The organism is Tautonia marina, assembly GCF_009177065.1.
Classification (GTDB): domain Bacteria; phylum Planctomycetota; class Planctomycetia; order Isosphaerales; family Isosphaeraceae; genus Tautonia; species Tautonia marina.
In genome coordinates this window covers 209,488-231,035 of record NZ_WEZF01000009.1, presented here as the reverse complement: position 1 = coordinate 231,035, position 21,548 = coordinate 209,488, and the positions used below count along the sequence as shown (strand labels likewise).

Annotated in this window: 10 protein-coding genes; all 10 read left to right on the top strand. The window is 65.1% G+C overall.

The genetic code is table 11. The annotated features are described in order from the left end of the window. Nucleotides 1–2 precede the first annotated feature (2 nt). The 10 genes from GA615_RS12950 to GA615_RS12905 all read left to right on the top strand — a co-directional run bounded on the left by GA615_RS12950 (nucleotide 3) and on the right by GA615_RS12905 (nucleotide 21,485). A complete protein-coding gene (locus GA615_RS12950; RefSeq protein WP_152051722.1) occupies nucleotides 3–1,097 on the top strand; it encodes a stage II sporulation protein M in 1,095 nt (364 codons plus the stop codon). After that, nucleotides 1,087–1,872: a hypothetical protein gene (locus GA615_RS12945; RefSeq protein WP_152051721.1), complete on the top strand. Its 786-nt coding sequence runs from the start codon at nucleotides 1,087–1,089 to the stop codon at nucleotides 1,870–1,872. The genes GA615_RS12950 and GA615_RS12945 overlap by 11 nt, the downstream gene beginning before the upstream one ends. Then, on the top strand, nucleotides 1,866–2,639 hold the full coding sequence (locus GA615_RS12940) for a DUF4129 domain-containing protein (RefSeq protein ID WP_152051720.1): 774 nt from the start codon (nucleotides 1,866–1,868) through the stop codon (nucleotides 2,637–2,639). Before GA615_RS12945 ends, GA615_RS12940 begins: the two co-directional genes overlap by 7 nt. 41 nt (nucleotides 2,640–2,680) lie before the next feature. Continuing rightward, a complete protein-coding gene (locus GA615_RS12935; RefSeq protein WP_161602310.1) occupies nucleotides 2,681–3,805 on the top strand; it encodes a DUF4350 domain-containing protein in 1,125 nt (374 codons plus the stop codon). A gap of 176 nt (nucleotides 3,806–3,981) precedes the next feature. Then, nucleotides 3,982–5,445 (top strand): bifunctional glycosyltransferase/class I SAM-dependent methyltransferase, encoded by a 1,464-nt coding sequence (locus GA615_RS12930; RefSeq protein WP_152051718.1) that lies wholly within the window; start codon nucleotides 3,982–3,984, stop codon nucleotides 5,443–5,445. After that, on the top strand, nucleotides 5,442–7,688 hold the full coding sequence (locus tag GA615_RS12925) for a glycosyltransferase family 39 protein (protein WP_152051717.1): 2,247 nt from the start codon (nucleotides 5,442–5,444) through the stop codon (nucleotides 7,686–7,688). Before GA615_RS12930 ends, GA615_RS12925 begins: the two co-directional genes overlap by 4 nt. Before the next feature lie 193 nt (nucleotides 7,689–7,881). Further along, nucleotides 7,882–9,801 (top strand): HEAT repeat domain-containing protein, encoded by a 1,920-nt coding sequence (locus GA615_RS12920; protein ID WP_152051716.1) that lies wholly within the window; start codon nucleotides 7,882–7,884, stop codon nucleotides 9,799–9,801. Nucleotides 9,802–9,964: 163 nt separating this feature from the next. Then, entirely contained in the window at nucleotides 9,965–10,765 is an 801-nt protein-coding gene (locus GA615_RS12915) for an inositol monophosphatase family protein (protein WP_152051753.1), read from the top strand. A 282-nt stretch (nucleotides 10,766–11,047) separates the two neighbouring features. Beyond that, nucleotides 11,048–14,518, top strand: coding sequence for a hypothetical protein (locus tag GA615_RS12910; RefSeq protein ID WP_152051715.1), 3,471 nt, complete (start codon nucleotides 11,048–11,050; stop codon nucleotides 14,516–14,518). Between the two features lie 58 nt (nucleotides 14,519–14,576). Further along, on the top strand, nucleotides 14,577–21,485 hold the full coding sequence (locus GA615_RS12905; protein WP_152051714.1) for a hypothetical protein: 6,909 nt from the start codon (nucleotides 14,577–14,579) through the stop codon (nucleotides 21,483–21,485). The last annotated feature ends 63 nt before the right edge of the window (nucleotides 21,486–21,548 follow it).

Below are 21,548 nucleotides of genomic sequence, written 5' to 3'. Positions count from 1 at the left end.
GTATGAGGGTTGCCGAGCGCCTTGCCCGTCGCGAGCAGGTCTGGCGAGAGCTGGATGCGCTCCTGATCCGCTTCGAGCAGGCCGGGGCGTTGCGGGGCCGTCGGCTGTTACCCTGGAAACAAGCGATTGCGGCCGAGCAGCAGGACGACCCGACCGTGCCGTCTCCCGAGGGTCGGATCGGAGCCGCCGAGGTCGTGCGGCTGGGAGAGCTGTACCGGGCCGCCTGTGCCGACCTGATGCTGGCCGAAGCGTATGACCTGCCCCGGGAGACCGTTGCGTATCTTCATGCCCTGGTCGGTCGGGCTCACAATTCGATCTACCGAACCCGAGGCTTTCGGGTCCGAGACTGGGCTTCGGAGCTGCTGGAGGTGGTCCCGCGTCGGTTGCGATCGGATCCGTTCCTGAAGCTGGCGTCGGTGGTTTTCTGGGGCCTGATGATCCTGGCCGGCTTGCTGGCCGCCGGCAGGCCCGGCTTCGCCGACAAGGTGGTCGGCCCGGAGCAAATTGCCAACCTGGAAGCGATGTACGCCCGCCCCTTGACGGAGATGCCCCGTGAAGATGCCTTCATGACCGGATTTTACATCAACCACAACGCAGCGATCGGCCTGAAATGCTATGCGTATGGCCTGACCTTCGGCATCATGACGCTCTACGAGCTGTGCTTTCAGGCAATTGTGCTGGGGACGATGTTCGGGCACATGGCGACGACTCCTTCGGCGGCGAACTTTTATGAGTTTGTGACGGCTCATGGTCCGTTCGAGCTGACGGCGATCGTCATGTCGGGAGCGGCCGGGCTCCGGCTGGGGTGGGGATTGATCGACACAAAAGGGCAGCGGCGGCTCGATTCGCTGGCTCGGGAGGCTCGGGCCTCGTTGCCGATTGTCGGAACGGCGGTCTGTCTGTTCGTGCTGGCGGCGTTCGTGGAAGGGTTTGTGTCGGCCTCGGCCTTGCCGTACTGGGGGAAGGCGGGCGTTGCGATTGGCAGTACGCTGCTTCTCGTGGTTTACCTTGTGGCGGGTGGTCGCGGCGGGGCTGGTGACGCGAGCGGTTCCGTGGAATTCGTCGGCCAGGCATCGGAGCGAGATCGTGGCCGTTGATCGAACTCTGGTTCAGATTCGAGAGCGATCATACCTGGACATCCTCGACCTGGCCCTGGTGGTGATCCGGCACCGGCCGATCACGCTAGGGCTCGCGGCGCTCCTGGGAATTGCCCCGTGGGCCTTGCTCAACGCCTGGATCCTGGCTGAGGTGGAGGACGGGCGAGCGGTCGTCCACTTGTGGGCGATCGTTCTCGAAGCACCCTTCGCCACGGCTCCGTTGACGATTGTGCTAGGGGGGATCATGTTCGGCAGCACGCCGAGGCCGCGCCAGGTGATCGGAACGCTGCTCCGACAGCTCGTGCCGATGCTCTTGTATCAGTTTCTCCTCCGAAGCCTTCTGCTGGGGTCGATGGTGCTGGCCTGGCTGATCCCGGTGCGCCAGGTGTTCATGAACGAGGTGCTCTTGCTGGAGCGTGGCAAGTGGCGTCGGGCCTGGTCGCGCTGTACCGACCTGAGCAGCGATCGCGGGGGAGAGCTGTTCGGCCAGTGGATGACGCAAATGACCTTCGGTGGCCTGTTCGTGCTGGCCTTCTGGTTTGCGACCGGTCAGGTCATGAGCGTCGTTCAGGGGGAACTGACCTGGGGCTATTCGGACGCCGATTTCGTGTTCAATGCCTGGGTGTTTGTCGGAGTCTGGATCGCGGTGGCCTTCTTCGCAATCGTCCGCTTTTTGACGTATATTGATCAACGCATCCGCCTCGAAGGCTGGGAGGTTGAGCTACGGCTCCGGGCGGTCGGACGGGCCATGAAGGAGGACTCCGACTCATGGTAAGCCGATCGTTGCTTCTGGCGATGGTGGTTGCAATGGGGGTTGCCGGACCATCTCCGCGAGGACTGGCTCAGCCGTCAGAGGCGGCCTCGGTCGATCCTGAGGCGGTCGAATCGGTGCGCCAGGCATTTGCCGGCCGCAGCTTTCCCTGGTACGACGCCCCGAACGACGGGTTCCGTCCGGTCATGCCTCCCCGGCCGCCAGCGGCGTCGAACCCTCGGCTGGGTGGCGGAGGATCGTGGTTCGATTGGCCCTCGATGAACCTGCAGGATCTGGGGCGGCTGATCATTTTTGTCCTGCTCGCAGCGGGCTTGATGGCCTTGATTCTTTATCTTGCTCGGACGTGGCAGCGCAGGATCGAGGCCGCAGGTCAGTTCCAAACGAGAGCAAAGGCGGCGCAGGTGACGGGTTCGGCCGCTCGGGTTGACTCGCTGCCGACGGGCCTGGCGATGGATGAATCGGACCCGTTGGAAGCCGCCCGCCGGTTCCGCGAGCAGGGAGAGCGAGGCCGCGCGGTCGTCTTGCTCTTTGCACATCAGTTGTTGCTGCTCGACCAGATGAGCCTGATTCGGCTTGCTCCCGGACGAACCGGTCGGCAACTGGTTCGGTCGGTTGAGGATGAGGTGGTGCAAGGGGCAGTCGGTCGGACGCTCCGGATGTTCGAAGCCGTCTACTACGGCCATCAGGAGCCCGACCCCGAGGCATTTGAAGCCCTGTGGGCGGAGGCCGAGTCGCTGGACGCGATTCTCGCCTCGGGGGTGGCGCGATGACCCGAGCACGTGGAACCGGATCGATGCCTCGCAGGTGCGGGATGTTGGTCCCCGTGCTGCTGGCCCTGGTTTCGGGATGTGCGGAAACGCAGATCGACACCACCTACGGGCGGATTGCCGGTCGAAGTGTGAACGGCACCGGAGTGTTTGCCTCGTTGCTCCGTGATGAAGGGCACGAGGTCCGCGCGGCTCGTCGGCTGAACGAGGAATTAGGTGACTGGGCCGAGACGATTGTCCGGTTCTTGCCCGAGCCGGGGATTGTGAGTCAGGAGGAAGCCGACTGGTACTTCGACTGGCAAATGGAAGGGGACGGCCGTCGGTTGATCCTGGTTTGCCGCGATGGAAGCGCCGAGGCCGAATACTGGCAAGGCGCCCTGGAGGCGCTTCCCGAGGATGCCCCGGAGCAACAACGGGATCGGATCGAGGAGAAGCTGACGAGGGCCTCGGACTGGGGATCGGAAGGCCCCCCGCCGGGGTTCCAGGCCGCCGATCCGGACTACTGGTTCCGGTTCGACGAGGAAACAGGCGGAGCCGATCCGTCGGTGAGTCTCGGTGGTCCCTGGTCTGAAGGAATTGATCCAAAGGCCGCGGCCCTTCCCTTGCATCGAGCCCTGGAGGTGAGTAGCCCCGCGGAAGCGGCCTTACTCACCGGAGACGACGACCGGGTGATCGTGATGGACTGGTCGTGGGATGATCCGATCGACGGCGGGGATCCTTCGGCCGTGCTGGTCGTGGCCAACGGCTCGTTCTTGCTCAATGCCGCAGTTGTTCCGCACGCTCGCCGACCATTGACGATGAAGGTGGCGGAGTGGGTCGGTTCGACGCCTCGAAAGGTGGCGTTCGTCGAAGGGTCGTTTTTGCTGGGGGCCGAATCGTCGATGCCGACACCCTGGCAGGTGATCCGTCAGGTGCCGGAACTGGGGATTGTGGCCGGACATTTCCTGATGCTGGCTCTGATCGCGGCTCTGGCGCATGCCGTGATTCTTGGCCGACCCCGAGCCGCCCCTTTCTCTGGAGCGGATCGACCCCGGATGCACGCCGAGGCGCTGGGAAATCTCCTCTCCCGGATTGGCAGTGATCGGGCCGCGCGATCACTGCTGACGACCTATCGGCGGTGGCGGCGTCCTCAGGCGCACGACGATCATCCCCGGATTGACGGTCCTTGACGTGCCGGCCGATCCGACCAGGCATCGAGCCGGGAACCCTCTGGACGCCGGCCCGGTGGGTCTGTCACCCTTTGGCGAGACTCCGGCCGCCCCCTTTCTCGTGAGGCGAGTTCCGGCAGGACCAACCGTACCGTATTGTCCCGACATCACGTCGCAGGCGAAGACGAAGCGAACGCATGCCCGAGCCTGAGCCCTTCAGCGATTCATCCCCCGACCCGCAGCCGATCTTGAGCCTGGTGATGCCCGTGTTCAACGAGCGGCGCACCTTGCGAACCATCGTTCGACGGGTTTTCGAGGCTCCGTTGCCGGTGCCGATCGAGTTGATCGCCGTGGATGACGGCTCGACGGACGGCTCGGCCGAGGTGCTTCGAACCCTGGCCGAGGCCGACCCGCGCCTCCGGGTCTTGCAACACCGGAGGAACCGAGGGAAAGGGGCTTCGATCCGCACCGCCCTGCCCCACATCAGGGGCGAGATCGTTGTGATCCAGGACGCTGATCTCGAATACGACCCGAACGACCTGCCCAGGCTGGTTCAGCCGATTCTCGACGGCCGGGCCGACGCCGTCTTCGGCAGCCGCTTTCTCAGCGGAGAGTATCGCCGGGTCCTGTATTACTGGCACAGCCTCGGTAATGGCCTGCTGACGTGGCTGTGTAACGTCCTGTGCGACCTGAACCTCACCGACATGGAGACCGGCTACAAGGCGATTCGCGCCGATCTGCTCCGGCAAACCCCGTTGAAAAGTCGGAAGTTCGGTTTCGAGCCCGAACTGACCGTCCGGCTGGCTCAGTGGGGGGTTCGGTTGTACGAGGTGGCAATCAGCTACGCGGGTCGAACGTATCTGGAAGGGAAGAAAGTTCGGTGGGTCGATGGGTTGCGGGCGATCGGGGTGATGATCCGCTGCCGAGTCTTCGACCGCCGCTTCACGACGCACGACGGCTACGCGATTCTGGTGGCCATGCGCAAGGCGAGGGGCCTGAATCGGTGGTTGCTCCGACAGATTGAGCCGTGGATCGGACCTCGAGTGCTGGAGGCCGGGTGCGGCATCGGGAACCTGACGGAATTGCTTCTCGACAGTGATCGTCTGGTGGCGACCGACAACGAAGCCTTCTATGTCGAGATGATCTCCCGGCGCTTCGGTCATCTGGAAAACGTCGAGACGGTCGAGATGGACCTGACCCGATCGGCCGATTACGACCGGATCGAGCCGGAGCGACTCGATACCATCGTCTGCCTGAACGTGCTGGAGCATATTGCCGCCGATGAGGAGGTGCTTCGCCAGTTCTTCCGGGTGCTTCAGCCAGGAGGTCACGCGATCATCCTCGTGCCGCAACACCCCTGGCTCTACACGCCGACCGACCGCGCCCTCGGTCACGAACGGCGCTACGAGGAGTCGGAATTGCGTCGGAAACTGGAAGCCGCGGGCTTCGAGGTTGTGCATCAGCAGGGGTTTAACCGATTTGGGACGGTCGGTTGGTACGTCAGTGGGAAGATTCTGGGACGCGACCGGCTTTCTCCGGGGCAAATGCGTCTGTTTGATCTGCTCTTGCCAGTGGCGAAGGTGATCGAGCGCATTCCCGGCTGGCCTGCCCTGTCGACGATTGCGGTGGGCCGGAAACCAGGAGAGGGACCCTCGGCATGACCGCGATCGGCGTCGGGCTGCTCTGGACGATCTTGCTGAATGCCCCGGTTTGGGCCGGAGCCTACTGGCTGGCCGGGCACTCCTTCGGGCAGGCGAAGGGCATGGTCCGATGGCTTGCCGCAGCCGTGATCGCCTGGACCTGGGTGACGCTGGGCATGGAGGTGTTCGGAGCACTCGGGTTTCTGGAGCGCGGGCCGCTGCTGGTCTGGTCGATGACCGCAGGGGTCCTTGGGTGGGCATCGCGGAAGCGAGGGCCGATCCCCGACTCGGAAAAGGGCGAGGCATTTCGGGCCGGCGACCCGACCTGGCATCCTGACGCGACGGTGGCCCTTGGATTGACGCTCTGGGCGTCGGTCTTGCTGGGCATAAGGTCACTGCTCTTGCCGGTGAAAGTGATCAGCGATGGGCCGATCTATCACCTTTGGTTCGCGGCCCGGTGGTGGGAATCGGGATCACTGGACCTGATCGCCGCGCCGTTCGGCGACAACGTCGTGACCTACTTTTCGGCGATTGGGGATCTCTGGTTCGCCTGGCTGATGATCGGCTGGGGAGGAGATTTGCTGGCGAAGGTCGGCCAGGCACCGTTTCATCTGATGACCGGAATGGCCGTCTTCGCAATGGCCCGGCAGGTCGGCGCGGGGCGATCGGCGGCGATGGTTGCCGCAGGCTGGATGCTGACTTGCTCGCCTTACATCGTGTTCGGTTTCGAGGCGAACGTCGATACGATCTTGCAGGCCGGGTATCTGGCGTCGGCCTTTTTCTTCCTTCGGTACGCGATGGGAGAAGGGGGACCCCGAACCCTCGCGCTGGGGGCATTGGCGGCCGGATGTTGCTGGGGATGCAAGCCGACGGGCCTGGTGCTGGTGCCGCCGTTGCTGGCGGCCGTGGGCATGGCGGTCCTCGTGCGACCCATCGGATGGCGATCGAAGCTCGGGCATCTGGCGATCCTCGGCTTCGCGCCGATGCTGACCGCCGGGTACTGGTACGCCCGAAACGCCTGGCTGACCGGGAATCCGCTCTATCCGGTGCAGGTCGAAGCCTTCGGCCGGACGTTGCTGACTGGCTGGTATGCGCCGGAGGTGATGAAAGGAAGTCGCTACTACATTGATCCCCGCGACTGGCGATCGGGGATCGACATGTTCTTACAGGTTTTCGACCCGAGGATGACACCGATCTGGCTGGCGGCGCTGGTCGGTTTCTGGGCGATCGGCAAGCGTCGGGAGAAAGATCGGGCCCGGTGGGTCTGGGCGGTCGCCGCCCTGGCGGTGATCAACGCGGTGATTTACTGGGGAATTATCCCGTACCGGACCCAGCAGCGGTTCCTGTTCCCGGCGGTGGGCATGGCGGCGGTGCCGGTGGCGATGCTCCTCGATCGGGCGAAGGTGTTGCGGGTGGCTGGGGTGGTGCTGCTCGCCTTGCACACGATGACGGGCCAGGCGTGGCCGTGGGCGGGATTCGGTGAGGAACAGAAGGTGCCCTGGGACTTCTCTCCGATGATTCCGAACACCACGCCCGGCCCCGTGGTGCTACCGACGCCGAGTGCCAACTGGTGGAACTCGCTCACGACAGCGGTGAATGCCGGCCAGTGGGCCGAGATGGTCCGGGTGTTCTTCCTGGTGGTCGGGCCGTGGGTGATCGGCTTGCTGGCCTTCCTGGCGGCAGCGGCGATCGGCCGAGCGGTCAACCGTCCGGGGTACCCCGGGCCGAAGCGGGTCGCCCTGGGAGCAGTGGCGGCCATGCTCCTGATCGGGGGAGTGGTCACGGCTCCCTGGGGGATGTCGGAGCCGTTACGGTTCTTTCCCGTCTTTGTCGACTATTACCGAGGCTGGCTGACGCTCGACCGCCTGGCTGGCGACGACGGGGCACGGATCGCCTATGCCGGAACGAACCTGCCGTATTTCCTGCTCGGGCCGGGCATGAAGAATCAGGTGCGTTATGTGAATATCAACGAGCACCGAGACTGGTTGATGCACGACTACCATCGTGAGGCGGTGGCCGCGGGCCGACCAAACTGGCCGGGCGACATGCCCGGCTGGGACCGCGAGGAAGAGGACTTCGACGCCTGGCTCGCCAACCTTCGAGCCGATCGGATCGAGCTGCTGGTCGTTGCCCGGCACAATGTGAGCGAGCCCTGGCCGATCGAACGCCAGTGGGCCGAGCAGCATCCCGATCAGTTTACGCCCCTCTACGGGCAAGAACCGCCTGATCCCCTGTTCCGGATTTTCCGGGTCGGACGCCGCTGATCAAGAGACGCGATTGCGGATCAAAGCGGAGGGATTGTTCCGGGCGGAACGGCCTCGGCTGGCGAATTTTTTGAAATTTTCGACGGATCGCCTTCGCTCGGGGCACAGATAGAAGGGTGAGGGGAGCGTTTCGGAGCCGGAGGCCACAGACCTCCGAGCGGCTCGCCTCATCCTCTTGACCCGAGCGATTCCGATGCGATTGACTCTCCGCACGCTGCTCGCCTGGCTCGACGATACTCTTCCGCCGGAAGAAGTTCGCGAGATTGGCACGCAGGTTTCGAGCACCCCGTTCGCCCAGACGCTCATCGAGCGCATTCGCAAGGTCACGCGCCGTCGTCGATTGACGATTCCGCCGACCAGCGGTCCCGAGGCGGTGGATCCGAACACCGTGGCCGCCTACCTTGATAACGAGCTGGAAGCCGAGAAGGTCGCCGAATACGAAAAACTCTGCCTGGAGTCTGACGTTCACCTGGCCGAGGCCGCCAGTTGTCACCAGATTCTCAGCCTGATCAAGAACAAGGCCAAGGTGCCTTCTGAGTCCCGATACCGCATGTATCGCCTCTTCAAGGGGCCGGAAGCGGTTCGCACCAACTATCGAGTGGCGGTTCCCCCCGCGGCCGGAATGGTTCCCGACGCCGTGTCTGGAGCCCCCGAGGCCCCCTGGGCGAAGACGGCTCCGGTCCCACGATCGTGGTTCGAACAGGTGGTTCCCTGGCTGGTGGCCGTGCTCCTGATCGTCGTGCTGGGAGCGGTCGGATATCTGAACCTTCGGTACGCCGGTGTTCAGATTCAGGAGGCGGATTCCCTGGCCGCTGCGCAATTCGATCCCGATGCGGCCAAAGAACCGGATGAGGAGGTCGCGGACGAGGAGGGGGACGCTCGGCCTGCTCCGCCGCCTCTCTCAGAGCCCGCTCGGGTCGAAGAAACGGATCAGCCCGAACCCGAACCTGAACCGACTCCGGAGCAACCCGCTGAGCCCGCCGAGCCCGAGGCTCCCCTGGCGGCAGGGGACGTGGCGGTCGTCGAGCAGACCGACGGCATCGTCTTGCGGGCCAATCCGACCTGGGAACGGCTCTCCGCCGACGATTCCCTTGCTCCGGGAGATCGCGTCGTCAATCTGGCCCCGTTCCGCACCACCTTGAGCATGGGCTCGGTTCGAATCACCTTGATCGCTCAGTCCGAGCTGCGCGTGGAACCGCCAGCACTGGCCGACACGCCACGGTTTGCTTTGATTGACGGGAGTGTCGTGCTCCGGTCTCCCAATGCTGAGGAGCCGATCGCCGTCGGGTTCGAAGGGCGAACCCTCTCGCTCCAGTTACCCCCGGGGCGGCCGGTCGGTCTGTCGTGGATGGGGTTGAAGGTGCCAGGACAGCCGGCGGGTCGTCCGTTGTTGACGATTCTCTGTCCCGCGGGCGCTCTGGGCGTCACGTTCGACGACGGCGATCCGCAGGAATTCGAAGGCCCGACCCTGGTGAGTGTCGATCCGGAGGACGGCATTCTCGGCGCAGAGCCGGCCGTGATGCCGCAATGGGTCGTCGATCCTGAGCCGCAACCTGCCGACATCCAGGCCGGCGAAGCCTTCGTGGAGCTGTTCGAGCAATCCACCGGGTCGATCACCTTTACGTTGCTCGAAGGCATCGAGGATCCGGACCCGACCGTCCGAAGTCTGTCGGTCGCCGCCCTGGGAGCCATGGCTGGGTCCGATCCCGAGGCACTAGAGCAGGTGATGCCGTTGCTCAATCGACCGGGCGACCCGGCCGTTCGAGGCACCGCGATCGGAATTGTCATGCGACGAATGGCGCGAGGCACCGAGCCCGCCGAGGACGTTCGGGGACTCCTGGAACGGTTCATCGCTCCTCCCGAGGCCACCGAAGCATTTGACCGCCTCTTGCTGGGTGTTCCCGAGGACCAGATCGAAGAAAAAGAGGTCTACGCAGAGCTTGTGGCCGACCTGTCATCGCCCAATGCGGGGGTCCGCCAGCTCGCGCTCGATACCTTGATGATGCTGACCGGGCGAGAGACGCTCGGCTACGATCCCGATTCCCCTGAGGGGCCTGGCCTGAAGGCCTGGCAAGACCTGCTGAAGGAAAACCGATTGACTCCGGCTCGCTGATCGGAATCGGCCCAGTTCCCCGTCGGATCGAACGCTGACGGGGATAGGCGCCGTTGCCCCGACTCTGGCAAGATCAAGCCCGTTCGAACGCCTTCCTCGGTTTTCCCTGAGGAAGGCGTTTGAGAGGTTGTGTCGTGATCGAGTCCGCAGAAAGGTCCGGTTCGTGGCCGAAGCGTATCAAGCGTATCGAGACGCCGCAGAGCAGATTGCTCGGCGCGCGGGCAGTGTGTTGCGAGAGCACTATGGCCGCGTCGAGGCCCGCGAGAAAGGGCCGAGCGATCTGGTGACCGAGGCGGATCTGGCAAGCCAGCGGACCATTGCCGCCTTGCTGGCCGAGCAGTTCCCCGATCATACCTTGCTTGCCGAGGAGGAAGGGGTTCAGCCCGATCCCGATTGCCCCTTTCGCTGGATCGTTGATCCGCTCGACGGCACGGTCAACTTCGCCCATCGCTTCCCCATCTGGACGGTGTCGATCGGCCTGGAACATCGGGGAACGTTGATCGCCGGCGTCGTGTACGCCCCCCTGACCGACACGATGTGGTCGGCCAGCCTGGGAGGCGGCACGACCGTGGACGGCCAGCCTGCCCGGGTCAGCTCGGCCGATCGCCTGGAACGCTCCTTGATCTCCGCGGCCTTTCCGACGCGATTCGGCGCCGATGCCCCCCGGCAACTCGCCTTGATGGAGCGCTTCTCGACCGGCACGCACTCGGTTCGGCGAAGCGGTTCGACCGCCTGGAACCTCGCCACGCTCGCCTCGGGAGGTGCCGACGTCTGCTTTGGGACGCACGTCCATCCCTGGGATGTCGCCGCCGGGGTTCTGCTGGTCCGTGAGGCCGGCGGCACTGTCTCGGCACTCGACGGTGGCCCTTATGAACTCTACAGTTCGGAGATCCTCGCCTCCAATGGCATCGTTCATGACGAGGCCTCCCTAGCCACCACGGAGGCGATTGGACGCCGGGCGTAGGACTTGGCCCGCACGTGACGGAGCAACGAGCGATCGAGTTGTGCGTATCCGACCAGGGGGTGTTCCTCATCCCCTCGACTCGACAAGGTGAGATGGGGACCGGAGCCGGAGTGTTCGATCCGTGACTCCGAGGTTCTCCAGGTGGTACAATTTGCCGGATGACTCGTCTTGCCGTGATCGAAAGCCCGGAACCGATCCCCTCCGGCTGGTTGATCCGGCTCACTTCGTGTCCTGTCTCGGCGAGGCCGGTCAATCTCCGCGACCTGAGCGAGGGTGCGCCGCGTGGCCCGATATTGTGACCTTCTCTGGATCGGCGTGGTCCTGACGCTGCTGATGGCTCCCGGGGCCTCGTTGGCACAGGATGACGCAGATCCGGCATCCGAGGATGGAGCTGAGCCGGCGGCTCGCTCCGAGTCGGTGAGCCCCGTGGTGATCGTTCGATCGGGGGAACAACTGGAGGACGTGGCTCGATCGGCCCTTTCAGGGGTGACCGCGGTCGAAGTGGTTGGCCATGTGCCGGAAGATGGTGGCCTGGCTCGTCTTTCCTTGACCATCACCCTTTACGCCCGCGGCCCTGGTCCGCACCGGGTGCCGATCGGTCTGGACGGGCTCTACCCCCGAGAGGCGGAGTCTGACGGAGTTCCGCTCGGCTGGGAGGCCGCACCACCGGATGGGTGGTTCGTGATCCTGCCAGGTCAAAGAGACGAGGAGCAGTTGCGGACGGTTCGGGTCGATGTGGTCGCTCCCGTCCGATCAATCGACGACCGCAAAGGGTTGACCCTGGCGATCCCCCGTGCGATCCGGACCCGACTGCAACTCGACCTCGAGGGGCCGATTGCTGAAGCCACGCTGGGAGACGGCGCTCCGCTTCCCGTCGAAATGATTGACAAGGGGCGCCGATCCCGGATCGAGGCGATGCTCGACGCTCGCAGCGAACTGGAGATCCGCTGGCTTCCTCGTCGCGATGAGGCCGCGCCGGTGCCTCCGCTTCTGACGGGGGGAGGACACATTTCGCTTGATCTCAGCGAAGGGGCCTTGACCGCTCAGTCGATCTGGGAGATTCAGGTCCGCCGGGGCGAGGTTTCCACCCTGGTCTTCTTGCCCGACCCGGACGAGGAGATTCTGGAGATTGAGACGGAAGGGCGATCCATTCCCCCGGCCTCGACCCTTGATGGACGGGGTCGGCTCCTTTCGCTCCCCCGGACGATTCGCAAAGGGGAGTCGATTCGGGTGGCGATCACGACCCGTCGGCCGGTCCCAACCTTCGACCCGGAAACCGATCTGGCCTCGGTGCGATTTGTCGGCCATCCGTTTGAAGGGGTGATCGAGCAAACCGGGACCCTCTCCATTGGCCGAACGGATGGCCTGCGCATTCTGGCCGATCCGGAGGACGGGCTGCGCCGCATTGATCCACGTGATCTCCGTGAGGAGATTGCTCGGGCAAGGCCCACGATTCTTTCGGCCTTTCGATTTGCCAATCAGCCGTTCGGGCTTCAGCTTCGTGTCGGGCCGATGCCGCCGATGGTGCGGGTGGCGCAACGATCGTTTGCACGGATCGAACCGGGTGGAGCCTCGGCGAAGGTGGAGTCGTGGCTCGACTATCGGTCGGTTCGTGGCCAATGTTTCAACCTTCGGGTCGAGGTGCCCGAGGGGTTGGAGATTGATCGTGTCGGACCTCCCGAGGCCATTTCGACTTGGGATCTTGTCCGGCCGGACGACTCCGAAGCGACCAGCGGCCCCGTCGTGCTGGAGATGACGCTGGCCTCTGCGCTTCGAGATGGGCAGCAGGCTCCGCTTCGGATTAAGCTGGAGGGAACAGTCCGATTCGACCCCGAACGGCCGGGGCAGCTATCCGTGTTTCGGCCGCTTGACGCGGGCTTTGACGGCGGTCGACTGGCGGTGGCGGTGCCTCCCGAGCTGGACGTGGCTCCGTCGAACGGCCTGGAGGCTCAGGCCTCTGCCGAGGTCATCCCGACCGATCCCTCTGCCATCCTGGAAGCCGGTCCGTGGGCAAGTACGTCCGAAGAGCTGCCGCGTCGGGTTCTCTGGCTCCGATTTGAGGCACCGGCCGCGGTGGTCCCGCTCACCCTGACCGCCCGGGCCTCGACGGTCTCCTCGACGATTGACCAACTCGTCCGGGTGGCTCGAGACGGGATCGACGTCCAGCAAGACCTGACGCTCTATGCACCCGACGGCGAGCTGAAGTGGGTTGATCTGGCGATTCCTGCCGGTCTGGAGCGTGGCTGGGAACTGGTCGATCGAGGGGTGATCGAACAGGAAGAACCGATCCCTCCTGGACCGGATGGGCTGCCGATTCGCCGCCTGACGCTGGCCCAGCCGGTCAGCGGAGCGCCCGTCAAGCTTCGGCTTCGCTACCGGCTGCAAGAGTTGGGGCGCCTGGTGCCGGGGGAGTCGGCGTTGATCGAGATCCCCCGGATCGAGGTCCTGGACCCTCGTCCGGCCTCACCTCCTCGGGTGGAAATCGCCGCCGACCCAGGCATTGAGCTTCGTCCCGAGGGAGAAGGCTGGCGGCGCCCAGCCGAGAACCAGTGGGTGACCAATCCCGACGGTGGCGCTCCGCTGCCGATCCGCCAGGTCTGGGTTCGTCCGCCGGGGGCGGCGTCGGTGGTCTGTCCTCGGTTCTCGGCCACGGCCTCCGCACCGGCGGAATTGCCGAAGTCGCTTGCCTCTCGGCTCTGGCTTCGGTCGGAACAAGGAGCGGATGGCGAGGTCAGGATTGCCGCCTGGTTTCGGTTCGATGATCATGGCCCATCGCTCGGCTTTCGGTTGCCGTACGGGGCCGAGCTTGACCGCGTCTACCTCGATGGGGAACCCGTCCCATCCGACGACCTCGACGCGCTGGAACGTCCGGGTATGTTCCTGCTTCATTTGCCGGCCGAGACGGCCCGAGGGGTCCTCGTCGGCATGAGTTACCGGCTTCCTCCGGAGGCGGCCGGGAGTCGCTGGCAGCCGCCGAGATTGCTCGACGGTGGTCGCGTGTTTGAAACGCTCTGGGAAGTTCGCGTGCCCTGGAATCAGGCGCTCGTGGGTGTTCCCCGAGGGTTTACGGATGAAAATCTCTGGTACTGGGCAGGATACGTCTGGAAGCGTCAACCGGGAATGTCGCCTTCGGAACTGGCCGTCTGGATTGGCGGGCCGGGCAGCTCGGCCGAGACGCTGGCTCCGCCCCTGACCGGAGGGCGAAATGGCGACCACGGCTATCTGTTCAGCCGGCCCGGAAATCCAGGGTCGTTGAACGCGATGATCGTCTCGCGGGCCACGTTGGTGGGTTGCTGTTCGGGGGTTGTTCTGCTGTTTGGCCTCCTGGTCTTGATTCGGCATCCGATCCGGGCTCGCGTGTTGCCAATCGTCGGCGCGGTGGCCCTGTTGGTCTTGATCCTGATGGGGCCGAGTACGTCGATCGTGGTCGTCCAATCCTCGGCGGTTGGCTGGCTCTTGATCGCGGTTGCCGTCTTGACCCGACGGGCCGTGGAACTGCGTCGTCCCGGCCCGCGATTCGGAGAGCAGAGCGCCCTGGGCTCCACTCCCGCGGCCAGCGATCAAGCCTCGGGGATGGGGGGTTCGGGAGGATCGACGCCGCTGGTCGGGTCCGACGACTCGACGGCCATCCGACCTCGGCCGCCACTCGTTGGACCGCCTTCCCTGTCGTCGCCTCGGCCCGATTCCAATCTTCGGGACGAGGTGATTGACCTGGCTCCTCCGACGCGCTCCGATCACTCTCCGGCATCATGATCGGCGTGTTGTCGTTCTTGCACGTTCTCAAGAGATTGACCGTCGGATGCGTGTCGACATGATCGCTTCGCCCCCCCGAATCTCCCTGCCGGTCGCGATTGCCTTGGCGATGCTCGCCGGGCTGATCGGGCCTCGGACACTTCAGGCGGTCAACGATGCTCCGCCCGAAGTCGTTCGGCTTCAGGTGGCCGAGGAGATGCTTGAGCAGTGGTTTCCCGGCCGGACGGGCCTGGTCTCGATGCCAGCCGATCAGTTCGAAACGCTCGTCGAGGAGGCTCGCCGCGTGTCCGCGTTGATCGAGGCGACCCGCCCGATCGAGCCGAAGCGGATCGAACATCGAATCCGTCTTGAAGGGGGAGAGCTGGTCGGACAAACCTTGCTCCAGTTCCCCGATCCGGGATCGTCGGTGCGCTGGGCAACCCTCTGGCCCTGGTCGCCCGCGGTCGAGGAGGTGTCACCGTCGTCTTGCACCCTGATTCACCGCGACGGAGACGGTCGCGCGTTTCTGCGGATTGGTCCGGAGGAAGGCCCGGGATCGACCCGGGCCGTCACGATCTCATGGCGTCTCCGGCCACGAGTTGAGGCCGAAGGGCGGATTTTCGACCTGGAGTTGATCGAGGGATCGGCCACGGCGTTGATCCTCGACCTTCCGGAGGGGATTACTCCATCCGGCCCCCCTGGCTATCGTGAAGGGCCGGTACCGACCGGTGAGCCGGGCCGACTCCGATGGCGGTTTGATGGGCCGGGGGGCTCGGTTGTCCTCCGGCTTCGATCGGCGCCCGACCCCGATCGGCCCTCCGGCCCCTGGATCGGAGGCGCGACTCTCGTCGAACTGGAGGGTGATGCCGCGGGAGTTGCCCGCTGGACCACCGCCTGGTCGATCGATCCGGGGCCGGAAGGGCATCGTCCCCTGGTCGTCTCCCTTCCTCCCGGCGTGACCTGGGAGGAGGTCATCGGTCCCGAGGGGGCGGTTTCCGGGGTCGAGCTACGCCCTGGTCCTGAGGGAACCTGGCTCACGGTCCGATGGCGAGACGGGTTAATTGGTCCGACTCGCCTGACCCTTTCCGGACTGGCACCAATCGACGACCCAAGCCGATGGCTCGTCCCCGTTCCCGAACCCCTGGATGCTCAGTGGACCGGTGGGCCCGTCATTGTCTGGCTGGATCAATCCTGGTCGCTCCTCGATTGCACGGAACGGGCCGGGCGACGGCTTGACCTTGACGAGATTTCCGTTGAGTCCTGGCAGCAACTGGAGCGAGCCCAGATCGAGGTCGGGCGTCGCCCTGAGCAAAGTGATCTCCCGGGCCTCGCATTGCAACCGGAACGAAACGGGTTACCGCTGGCCTTCTTTGCCGATCGGCCCGCACCGGTGGCTGAATTGCACCTGGCACCGGCCCGCACCATTACCTCGGTTTCCGTTCAGGGAACGGTGAGGCTCCGCGACGGGGCCGATACGCTTGAGGCTGAGATTGATGTCGAGCCGCCGCCGGAAGCGCCGACCTTGGTGAGCTTTCTCCTCTCGCCGGGATGGTTACCGGACGCGATTCGGATCTCTGACGGGCAGCTTGCCTCTCGATGGGAACAGGAGCAATTGCCCGACGGTCGCCGGATGATTCGAGTTGCTCTGCCCGGGGCACGATCCGGGGAGATCGCACTCAACGACGGACGACGCCCCGAACTGATTGTCTCGGCCTCCTTGGTCCAGGAAAACATCCGATTCCTGGAGCTTCCCCGACTTCGCCCTGTGGATCTTGCCATTGCCGAGGAGCGCTGGTCGATTGTTTCCGATCTGGGAGTCGTGTTGCGCCCGGTGGAGGCCGAGGGACTTGCCTGGCTCGATCCGGCGGCCGTTCCCTCGACCACGTCTCTGCAATCTCCCCGGCCCCTTCTTTCCTGGCGTTGGGTCGCCCCGGACGCTCTCGGACGCGTGGTCCGAGAGCCGATCCCTAAACGTCCACTCGCCATCGTGAATCAACGGGTGACGATCCTGGACGATCGCCTGACGGTCGAATGGGAGCTTCAGCTTGATGCTCAAGGGGAATCCCTCCGCACGTTGCCCTTTCGCGTTCGTCCCGTGCCACTTGACGTGAATGGGCCGAGCTGGTCGTTGGTGGCCGCCGAAGGTCAGCAATCAAGGCCCCTGCCCGTCACTCCCTCGGTGGGAGATGAATCCGAGCTTCGGCTGCCCTCGGACCTCACAGGTCCGTTGTCGATCCGAGGACGGCTGGAACTGCCCTGGGACGGCGAAGGCCCATTGCCCATGCTCGATCTGCCCCGCTGGTTCGAGACACGCGGAACCGTCTCGCTCCGCGTCGATCCGGCCCTTCGCTGCGAGACCCGCGGTGACCTCTCCTTTCGAGAGCTCGGCATCGGTGCGACGAGTTCCGAGGCCGATCGCTTCTCCAGTCCATCCATCCGACTGGCGGACCGGTTTCTTTATGAAGGTCAGCCCGGACTGCTCGGCGTGCGCACCACGAGGCTACCGGCCTCGCGCTTCGAGGGGGTGATTCTTCGAGCCAATCTGGCCTCGACCCCGTCCACCGACACTTTGACCCGACACCGACTGGCGCTGGATGTGGCAGCGGAGGAGGCCGCGACACTGGGAATCGAATTGCCGGAAGGAGCGATCCTCGCCGCGGTCTCCTCGAACGGGCGGCGTGTTGAGCCGTTCGAGCAGGAGGGGATGATCTGGATTCCCTTGACGCAGCTTCCCGAGGTCGAGCGGATGAGTTCGGGAAGACCACGCCGACTGGTGGTCGAGTTTGTTCAGACCGTCGGATCGGGAGCAGTCGAACCGGATCGTCCTCGGTTCTCGATGCCGTGCCTGTCATTCTCGTGGAATCTTGCCTGGCCGACGGCCCGGTCGCTGGCGGGGGTTGGTCAGGCCCTGATCTCCGCCGATCCTGGGCCGGATCGTCCAGGGTGGTTGCCAGGCGTCTCGTTGCGACGCCTGCCCCGGTTGACGGCGCTGGAACGCACGATGCTGGAACAACTCGACGAGTTGGCGGCGACCCAACCGGTGGGAGGGCTTCGGCTGGGCGATGCGCTGGCCTCGTGGGACGTGGGACGATGGCCGCTTGTGGTCGATCGATCCGCCCTTGAAGCGCTTGGCCTCGGCCCGAGCACGATTGTTCCGACCCCTTCCCCATCTGGTCAGGAGGAATCCGCCGGGTCTGCTCGACGCGCCTTGTCGTCGCTGGGCTTGCTCGCGGTGCCGATCGATACCGTCTTTCTGATCACCTCTCCGGCCGAAGCTCCGCGAATCTCACCGACCTCGCTGGCATCGGGACCGACCCGAGAAACCTGGGTCCGATCACTTCGGGAGGCTGTTGCCTGGGGGGCCGACCAGTCAGATCGCTTCCGGACGGTGGAGCGCTGGCGGGCAACCGCCGGGGGATTCTCGGATGAGGCAATCCTGCCCCTCAGCGGTTCGAAGACCGAATCCCGGATTCTTCGGCGCTTCGTGGCGAGCGGATGGCCTCGTCACGATGCCGGAGTCCGATCGGTCGATCGGTGGCCGTGGCTGATGCTCGGCCTTGGAGTGGGGGCCTTGCTGATTGTGGCAGCCTCGATTCGGTTCCAGGGTCGAGGTTGGAATGCGGTTCGGCTCTGCCTCTTGCTGCTCGTCGTCCTCGGGGCGGTCGTGGTGGGAGAACGGGGGGAGCCTCGGCGATCCGCCTTTGTGATCGGTCCGTTCTATGCAGGATTGATCGGCCTTGTCATTGCCTTGATCCAGAGTCGTCCTCGACCCGATCGGGATGAATCGGGGGCCTCAACCTTGATTCGACCACGCGGGTCGGCCGCTCGGATCAGTCTGGGGGCTTCTGGAGTCTTCCTCCTGATCGCCACGGTGGTCGGGGCGCAACCTGCTTCACAGGCCGATGCCCCTGGCGGTTCGCCCATCATCGCGTTTCTTATTGATCGGGGAACCGAAGTCGGTGATGAGTCAGAGGGGCCGGTGGTCTGGCTTCAGGAGACGGATGCTGAGCGTCTGAGGGCTGCCGCGTCGGCCCGTCCTGGTGATGAGGCGCGTCCCGATTGGCCGACCGTGGGAGTGATCCGGGCCGAGCATGAGCTCAGGCCAGACGCGGAGGAAGGCTGGCGTCTGGAATCCCGGCTCACCTTGCGATTTGAGCAGGAAGGGCCGGCCATGTGGTCCTTGCCGATCGGTCGACCGACCGAACTGGAGGCAATGGTTGATGGTCGTCCGCGTCCGGTGTTAATCGGAGAGTCGGCCGACCGTGCAACCGTTGCGCTCGACGGAGAGACGGGGTTGCATGAACTGGTCGTTCGTCAGCGGGTTCATCCTGATAACGACACCTCGGGCGTTCGTCTGGTTCTGCCGATCAATCCCGTGGCCTCGGCCTCGCTCCGGGTGGCCGATCCCCCGGGAGCCTCAGGGCTGACCCTCGCCCGATCCTTTGGCCCGATTACGATTGGAGCCGATGGTGAGCTTCGAGCCGCGATCGGTCCGAGTGATGGAATTGAGATCCGATGGGATCGGATCGATCAGGAAGGAAACAAGACCGAAGCCCCCGGACTTGAGGGCCTGCTCCTCTGGCAAGCCTTGCCGACGAGCGACCTGCTCGACGCTCGACTGACGATCCGAGGAGCCAGCCCGGTCCGAGAACTCTGGTTTGCCATCGATCCGGGGGTCGCGGTGCGATCGGTTCGCGCCGCCGGGGCAATTGTTGAGAGTTCTCGGATCGTCGCCGATGACGGCGACCGCTGGATTGCTCGCATTGACCCCCCGTTGTCTGAAGGGGCGGTCCTTCAGCTCGAACTTCGACGCGCGCTGCGTTCCGAGGCGTCGAACGCGGCAGGCGAACCAAACACGGATCCGATCCTTCGAAGTCCTCCCCGGCTGGAGCCGATCGGTCTGTCTCGCTTTGATGGTCAGATTGCCTTGATGCGTCCGAAGACCTGGGGTGGGCGACTCGAAGCCGCCTCGGGTAACCTACCGATGAGCGATCAGGAATTTGAACAGAATTGGGGACCATTTCCCCGAGGAGGCGCACTCGACGTGGCCGGGGCAACCCGGTTTTCGGGGCTTCCTCAGGTGTCCGTGCCCCTCGGACCGACCCATCCTCGACGCCTCGTCGAGCCGACGTTGCAACTGGATCTCGACGCCGGCCGGTGGGAATGGCGACTCGCCTCCCGCATCTCCGACCTTGATGGCCGGGCCGTCCGCAAGGTCACGCTCAACGTGCCGGAGGATCTGGAACTGATCGATCTTGAGGCCCCTGGCCTGACTTCCTGGGATCGGCCGTCTTCCGATCAACTTCGGCTGCGCTTTGATGGCCTTCCCAGTTCCGTGCGTCCCATCAGTCTGACCGGATGGCTTCCCGAACGCTCTCGGCCGATGGAGCCCGGGCCGCTGGTCACGGAGCGACCCCTTCCCTGGCCCGAATGGCCCGGTCTCACGGTTGAGCCGGGGACGTTGCTGTTGTCGACTCCGACGACGGCCCTGGTGGATTACCGCGGGGCCGATGGCCGTTCGCAGCCGATTGAGCGTCTGGCGACCTCGAATAACCGCCGTCGTTACCGGCCCATTCCGCTCGATCAACCTGGCTCATTGCGGGTTGAGTCCTTCCCTGCGGTCACGGTCGAACTCTGGAGTCAGCTCGTTCTGAGCAGCCAGTCGGCCCGCTGGGAGGCTCTGGTGCGCTACCGAGTTTCGGGAGGGCCTGCGGACCGGATCGAGCTGATTCTGCCGGAATCGTGGGCCGAAGGGGCCGAGTACGAGCTCGATGGCATGCCTCCGGTCGCGGTGCGCGACCTGGGTGACCGGATTGAGATCGACCCTGGCCGTCCTATCTGGGGATCGACGGACCTCCGAATCCGATCCGTGCTTCCGCTGGAGGATGACCAACCGCTGGTCTTCCCCGACCTGGTCGCCTGGGGGCTCGGCACGGCCACCGGCCATACCATCGGGCTCGTGGTCCCCTCGGATCGGCCGCCGACCCTTGATGTGTCTGGGCTTGCGCTGGCCGACGCGGTCACGGAGCAGCAGTTCGCGACCCTGTTCCCGTCGCCACTTCCCCCCGATGCCAGTCGAAAGGTTTACCGGGTGCAGCCGGGGGGCTGGTCGTTGGTGGTCCAGCCGCCGTCCACATCTCGGGGCGGTTCGAGCGACCTGGAAAAGACCCGTGTTGAGTTGGTTGACCTGACCTGTCTGATTGCTCCCGAAGGGACGGTACGGGGCCATGCCATCCTGGAACTCCAACCCCAGCCTGGGCCGTTTCTGACCCTGACGGCTCCTCCCGGCGCGGAGGCACCGGCCGCAGTGGTCGATGGCCGCCCGGTTCGACCTCGGATCGGACCTGACGGTCGCTGGATCATCCCGCTGGGTGACGGGCCGGCGCGTCGTGTCGAACTGGTCTGGATCGACCCGATGCCGCGTTCTGAATCACGCCGAGGACGCCGCCTGAGCATCCCTCAGCCCTTGCACGAGGGAGCAACCGTGCTGACCACGGTCCGATCTGCCGAGGAGGACGCGGTGAGTGCCTCCGGCGGTGCGACCTTGCCGATCCCCGCCGCCGGCCTGCTGGTCGAACGGCTGGAGCGGGCGGCCGATCGGCTCCGATCGCGGATCGACCGGCTGGGCTCCTCGAGCACCGGTACCGACCGCGACTCCCTCTCGGCCGAGCTCGCCCGCGTCCTCACGCTCCAACGCCAGGCCGAGCGTTCCGCCTACTGGGCCGCCTTGATGATGCCCGACACGAACGAAGTGGTCCGCCAGCGCGGCCCGCTCCGGCGGATCGTCACGACCCGAGAGGGCCTCGATCGCTCTCTGCTCGCCGCCGGACTTGCCGATCTGTCCGAGACGCGTTCCAGCTCCTCCGATCCCGGTCCCCCGACGGACTTCCTCTCACCGCTTCGCCCCGGATTGCCCCGTCACTTCCGCTCCGAAACCGAAGCGGGTCGGGCCATTTCGTTTGATTGGACCCCCGGAGACACACCCTGAGGATCGGAGTTGCTTCGTGGGGGATACAGGGCGCCGAGCGGGAAGCTCGGCGCTCCGCTGCTC